The sequence below is a fragment of the Sandarakinorhabdus rubra genome, from assembly GCF_010994245.1.
Classification (GTDB): domain Bacteria; phylum Pseudomonadota; class Alphaproteobacteria; order Sphingomonadales; family Sphingomonadaceae; genus Sandarakinorhabdus; species Sandarakinorhabdus rubra.
In genome coordinates, this window is sequence record NZ_WMHO01000165.1 from 1 (window position 1) to 5977 (window position 5977).

At 68.6% G+C, this 5977-nt stretch carries 4 protein-coding genes and 1 tRNA gene; 2 read left to right on the forward strand and 3 right to left on the reverse strand.

All coding sequences use genetic code 11. From position 1 onward, the window contains the following. The coding region (locus GJV64_RS10460) for a hypothetical protein (RefSeq protein ID WP_164157177.1) at nucleotides 1-220 on the forward strand (220 nt) is incomplete at its 5' end. 7 nt (nucleotides 221-227) lie between these two features. Here GJV64_RS10460 and GJV64_RS10465 read toward each other — a convergent pair. Next, complete coding sequence (locus GJV64_RS10465; RefSeq protein ID WP_164157178.1) at nucleotides 228-611, reverse strand: RidA family protein; 384 nt, start codon at nucleotides 609-611, stop codon at nucleotides 228-230. A 149-nt stretch (nucleotides 612-760) separates the two neighbouring features. On the opposite strand from GJV64_RS10465, the gene GJV64_RS10470 reads away from it, so the two are divergent. Further along, nucleotides 761-3811: a VPS10 domain-containing protein gene (locus GJV64_RS10470; protein ID WP_164157179.1), complete on the forward strand. Its 3051-nt coding sequence runs from the start codon at nucleotides 761-763 to the stop codon at nucleotides 3809-3811. A gap of 33 nt (nucleotides 3812-3844) precedes the next feature. On the opposite strand, the gene GJV64_RS10475 is transcribed toward GJV64_RS10470, so the two are convergent. Continuing rightward, the gene (locus GJV64_RS10475) at nucleotides 3845-5542 is read right to left on the reverse strand and encodes a class I adenylate-forming enzyme family protein (RefSeq protein ID WP_164157180.1); all 1698 of its coding nucleotides are present in this window, start codon (nucleotides 5540-5542) and stop codon (nucleotides 3845-3847) included. Nucleotides 5543-5676: 134 nt separating this feature from the next. Next, nucleotides 5677-5761, reverse strand: a tRNA-Leu gene (locus tag GJV64_RS10480). Between the last annotated feature and the right edge of the window lie 216 nt (nucleotides 5762-5977).

Genomic DNA, 5977 nt, shown 5'->3' on the forward strand with positions numbered 1-5977 from the left:
CGCCGACGTGCGGCACCTGGTGCTGAACGGCGCCGCGCACACGCCCGGGAGCATCGTTGGCCGCTTTGCCCAGCCGGCCCGCAATGCATCCCGGCCGCTCACGCTGGCCGCCGCGCCGGCGCGGGTGGGCGATGATCATTATTGGTGGCACGAGGCCAGCTGGGTGGAGGAAAGCCGCGGCGCCTGCTGCCCCGATCACGCCCACAGCTTCGCGGTGTGAGCGCGCCTCAGCAGGCGATGAGTTCCACCTCGATCAGCACGCCGTGGTGCAGTTCCGGCACCGGCACGATGGCGCGCGCCGGACGATGGTCGCCAAAGGCGTGGGCAAAGGCCTGGTTGGCCGCCGGCCAGTGGGCGATGCCGACAACATAGAGCGTTGCCTTTGCGATCCGCGACACGTCCTTCCCGGCGGCGCGCACCACCGCCAGCGCGTTGGCGATGGCCAGATCGGCCTGCTCGGTGAAGTCGGCATCGTGGCGGATCGTGCCATCCGGCGTGATCGGCAGCTGGCCGGAGACGAACAGCCAGTCGCCGGCCTGCATCCCTTGCACATAATGGCCGGCCGGGCGCGGCGCATCGCTGGTGGTGATCGGCGTCAGGGGGCTGGGCATGGCAGGTCTCCATCCTGGGTTTGGCGACAGGCCTAGCGCCGGACGCCGCCGACGGCCATGAAGAAACTGTAACACCATGGCGATGCCGTGCCCCTTGCCACGGGTGAGCGGCGGCGGGCAGCATGATGCGAGAAATATTGGGGGGAGACATGGCAATGACCATCGTGCAGCGCCGCGCGCCACGAGTGCCGGCCATCGCCGCTGCCTTGGTCCTGCTGCTCGCCATGCTGGCCGCCCTCCCCGTGGCTGCCGCGCCCAGCCTCGAAGACAGCTATGCCATGCTGAAGTGGCGCAATGTCGGCCCGCATCGCGGCGGCCGCTCGATCGCGGCAGCCGGCCACCCCAGCCGGCCGTTCGAATATTATTTCGGCGCGGTGGGCGGTGGCCTGTGGAAGACGGACGATGGCGGCACCCGCTGGCGGGCCGTGACCGACGGGCAGATTGCCAGTTCCTCGGTGGGCGCCGTAGCCATCGCGCCGTCCAACCCCGACATCGTGTATATCGGCATGGGCGAGGGCCAGTTGCGCGCCAATGTGATGCAGGGCGACGGCGTCTACCGCTCCGATGATGCCGGCAAGACGTGGCGCCACCTGGGCCTTGCAAAAACCCGCACCATCACCGCCATCAGGGTCCACCCCCGCAACCCCGACATTGTCTATGCCGCGGCCTTGGGTGACCCGTTTGCCGACAATGAGGATCGCGGCGTGTTCCGCAGCCGTGACGGCGGCCGGAGCTGGACGAAGATCCTCTATCGCTCGCCCAAGGCCGGCGCCATCGATCTGGCCATGGACCCGGCCGATCCGGAGACGCTCTATGCCACCACCTGGCAGGTCTATCGCAAGGCCTGGCAACTGTGGAGCGGCGGGCCCGGGTCTGGCATCTTCAAGTCCACCAATGGCGGCGACACCTGGACGGAGCTCACCCGCAACCCCGGCCTGCCCGCGGGCGTGCTGGGCAAGATCACCATCGCCCCCTCGCCCGCCGACCCCAGGCGGGTGTGGGCCAATGTCGAGGCTGAAGCCGGCGGGCTCTACCGGTCAGACGATGCCGGGGCCACCTGGACCTACATCAACGGGGACCGCAAGCTGTGGCAGCGCTCCTTCTATTTCCTGCGCGTCCGCCCCGATCCGGTGGACCGCGACACCGTCTATGTGCTGAGCTTCCTGCTCGAGAAATCCACCGATGCCGGGCGCAACTTCAGCGTGGTGCGCAATCGCCATTCCGACGTGCACGACCTGTGGATCGATCCCGGCAACCCGACCCGCATGATCGTGGCTGATGATGGCGGCGCCAGCGTGTCGGTCAATGGCGGGCGCAGCTGGACGGAGCAGGACGTGCCGACCGCGCAGATCTACCGCCTCGCCACCACCAGCAGCTTCCCCTTCCAGCTGTGCGGCGCCCAGCAGGACAATTCGACCGTGTGTGTGCCGAGCCGCGACGTCGAGGACTTCGGCGGGCCGCGCCATGTCGACACGTTCGGCGACTTCACCACCATCGCCGGCAGCGAGAGCGGTTACGTGGCGCCGCACCCGGCCAAGCCCGGCCTGTTCTTTGTCGGCGAGACCAATGGCCTCGTTCGCCACGACACGGCGCGCGGCCAGCTGCGCGACGTGCAGCCGTGGCCTTACACGGTGATGGGCCAGGCCGCCGCCACCATGAAGGAGCGCTGGAACTGGAGCTATCCGATCGTCTTCTCAGGCCTCGCGCCGCACCCGCTCTATGCCGGCTCGCAGCATCTGTGGCGCAGCCTCGATGAAGGCCGGAGCTGGACGAAGATCAGCCCCGATCTGACCCGCGCCGACCCGGCGACGCTAGGTGAGACCGGCGGACCCATCCGGCCCGATCAAGACGGCCCCGAGGTCTATGGCACCATCTTCACGATCGCGCCCTCGCCGCGCGATGCGCAGCTGATCTGGACCGGGTCGGACGATGGGCTTGTCCATGTCACAAGCGATGGCGGCGGCAGCTGGCACAATGTCACCCCGGCGGATCTGCCGGTCCACACGCAGATCAGCTTCATCCACGCCTCGGCCCATGATCCGGCGGTCGCCTATCTGGCGGCCAATCGCTACGAACAGGGTGACCGCCAGCCCTTTCTGTATCGCACCGCCGATCAGGGCCGCAGCTGGCAGCGCATCACTGCCGGCCTGGCGCCAGAGGATTTCGCCCACGCCATTGTGGAGGACGGCGAGCGCCCCGGGCTGTTGTTTGCCGGCATCGAACATGGCGTCCAAGTCTCCTTCGATGCCGGCGCCCGCTGGCAGCGCCTGTCGCTCAACCTGCCTGACACCCATGTCTCCGGCCTCAAGGTGGTGGGCGATGAACTGGCCATCTCCACCCACGGCCGCAGCTTCTGGGTGCTGGAGGGGCTGTCGACGCTGCGCCACCTCGCGGCCAGCGGCGCCCCGGCGGCATCGGCACTGTTCCCGCCGGCACCGGCCGTGCTCGACGTGGTGCCAGCACGCCTCAATGTCGTTCTCGACCGGCCGGCGGCGACCGCGACTCTGACGCTGGCTGACAGCAATGGCGCCATCGTGCGCACCATCCGCCTGCCGCGCGGGCTGGCGGCGGGCGGCCATGGCCTCACGTGGGACCTGCGCCATGATGGCGCCACCGTGTTCGACAACATGATCCTGGAAGCGCCCGACCCGGCCACCGGACCCAAGGTGCTGCCTGGCGACTATCGGGCGACGCTCGACCTTGGCGACCGGCAGCTGACCGGCACGGTCAAGGTGATGCTCGATCCGCGCGCCGGCGATGTTGACCGGGCCGATCTCGCCGCCCAGTCCGCACTGGCGCTCAAGCTGCGCGATGCGGTGTCACAGGCCAACCAGACGGTGATCGCCGTCAGGGCGTTGCGAGGCCGGCTCTCCGCGCTCTCACTGACCGGCAGCACGGCGCGGCTGCGCCAGGGCTTGATGGACGAGATTTCGGCGGTGGAGGCGATGCTCTACCAGGTCCGCAACCAGAGCCCCAAGGACAAGATCGCCTTCCCCATCCAGCTCAACGACAGGCTGGCGGCGCTGATGGCGCTGGTGGACCAGGGCCACGGCGCCCCGAACGCGGCGCAAGTTGCGGTCTACACCGAACTGCGCCGCGAGCTGGACGGCGCACTCGCCCGCTATCGCACGGCCGTCGAGACCCGCCTGCCGGCACTGAACCGACAACTGGAACGCGCCGGCCAGGCCCCGGTCAGCTGAGACGGGGCAGCCGGTCGCGGCCCGCAAGGCCGATCACGCCGCCGGCAGTTCCTTCGCCAGCCGGTCGCGCAGCTCGCGCCGCAGGAACTTGCCGCTGGCGTTGCGCGGCAGCGCCTCGGGCATGAACCAGATGTGGCGTGGCACCTTGTAGCTGGCAATCAGGCTGCCACAGAAGTTGCGCAGTGCCGCCTCATCCACGCTCTCGCCCGGCTTCAGCACCACGGCCACGCCAACCTCTTCCCCAAGCCGGTGATCGGGCACCCCGAACACGCAACATTCGGCCACCGCAGGATGGCGGTAGATGGCGGCTTCGACCTCGGCGCAATAGACATTCTCGCCGCCACGCAGCACCATGTCCTTCTTGCGATCGACGATGTAGATGAAGCCGTCCTCGTCGATGCGGGCGATGTCGCCGGTGTGCAGCCAGCCATCGGTGATGGCCGCGGCCGTGGCCTCTGGGCGGTTGATATAGCCCTTGATGACGGCGGCGCCCCTCACCCACAGCTCGCCGATCTCGCCCGGCGCCACGGTGTTGCCGGCATCGTCGACGCACTTGGCCTCATAGCTGGGCATGGCGGGGCCGGCGCTGTCGGGCTTGTCAACAAAGAAGTCGCCGGAGACGGACGTGATGATGCCGCAGGTCTCGGTCATGCCATAACCGGTGCTGGGCCGCGCGCTGGCCACCCTGTCCTCGATCTTGTGCACCAGATCAGGCGGCACCTGGGCGCCGCCACCCGACATGGCGGTCAGGCTCGACACATCCGTGGTGGCGAAATCCGGGTGGTTGATGAGTTCGCGCGCCATCACCGGCACACCGCCGATGGAGGTCACCCGCTCGCGCTCGATGATGCGCAGCGCCTCTCCGGCATCCCAGCGGTACATCAGCACGATGGTGCCGCCCGCCGCGGTGGTGGCATAGGCGCCGCAGTTGTTGGCGGTGACATGGAACAAGGGCGTCGTCAGCAGAGACACCGGCACCGGCGCCACGGCCGGCGGCTCCACGCCGGTGGCCAGCTGCACCGCCCGCGCCGTCGACGCGCCGGCATAGAGCATGTTGAACAAATTGGTGATGCAGCCGCGATGGGTGAGCTGCGCGCCCTTGGGAAAGCCGGTCGTGCCCGACGTGTAGAAGATGCAGGCATCGGCATCGGGATCGATCGCCACATCCGGCATCGCGCCGCCATGTGCGAGAACATCGGCGAACGGCGTCACGCCCGGCTGGGGGCCGCGCAGTCGCACGCCGACAAGCTTCAGCCCGGCCGGCGGCGCGGCGATCTCCCGGTAGCGGTCGAGCCGCTCGGCATCGAGAAACAGCACCCTGGGCGCCGCGTCGGCGAGCCCATAGGCCATTTCCTCGGCCGTCCACCAGGCGTTCATGCCCACAACGGCGATGCCCGTGGAGACGCAGGCCCAATAGATCAGCAGCCATTCGGGGTAGTTGCGCATGGCGATCGCCACCCGGTCGCCGGGCTCAACACCCTGTGCGGCCAGCCAGGCCGCGATGGAGTCGACGCGGGCGTGGGCCTCGGCATAGGTCAGCCGTTCGTCGCCATAGACGAGATAGGTCCGGTCGGCGAACTGCGTCGTTGATTGCCACAGCGCCCGCACATCGGGCAGCGCATTGCGATAGGCGCGCACCGGGATGCCATTGACCTTTATGGTAACGATCTCGAACGCGCCGCCGGGTCCCGTCAGTTCGTCGCGCGCCTTCGCCAGTTGTGCGTAGTGCATGGCCCTCCCCAGAGCATCCTTCGTGCCTGTCCGTGATACACGCGATGCGGCGCGTCGCAACTATCTAGAGCCATCGGAACCGGGCCGGGCCGGCAGCAGCCAATGCCAGGGGCAGCGTTCGAGCAAAGCGATTATGGTGCCCCTGGCCGGACTCGAACCAGCACGGATTTCTCCACTCGATTTTGAGTCGAGCGCGTCTACCAATTTCACCACAGGGGCGCCGGGCGCGGATAGCGCATGGGGGCTGGAAGGGCAATGGCCGCACCGGCGCGCTGGACTTGCCCGGCGCTTGGCCGCAATGAGGCTGGATGCGCCCACCTCGCCGAACCGGTGGCGGCCCCAAACCGCCCAACAGAAACGGCCCGCCCGGCAACAGTGGCCCGAACAGCAGGAGCGGCCCAGCCAGGGGCGGCGCCCGCAGCGGCCCTGTCCGGC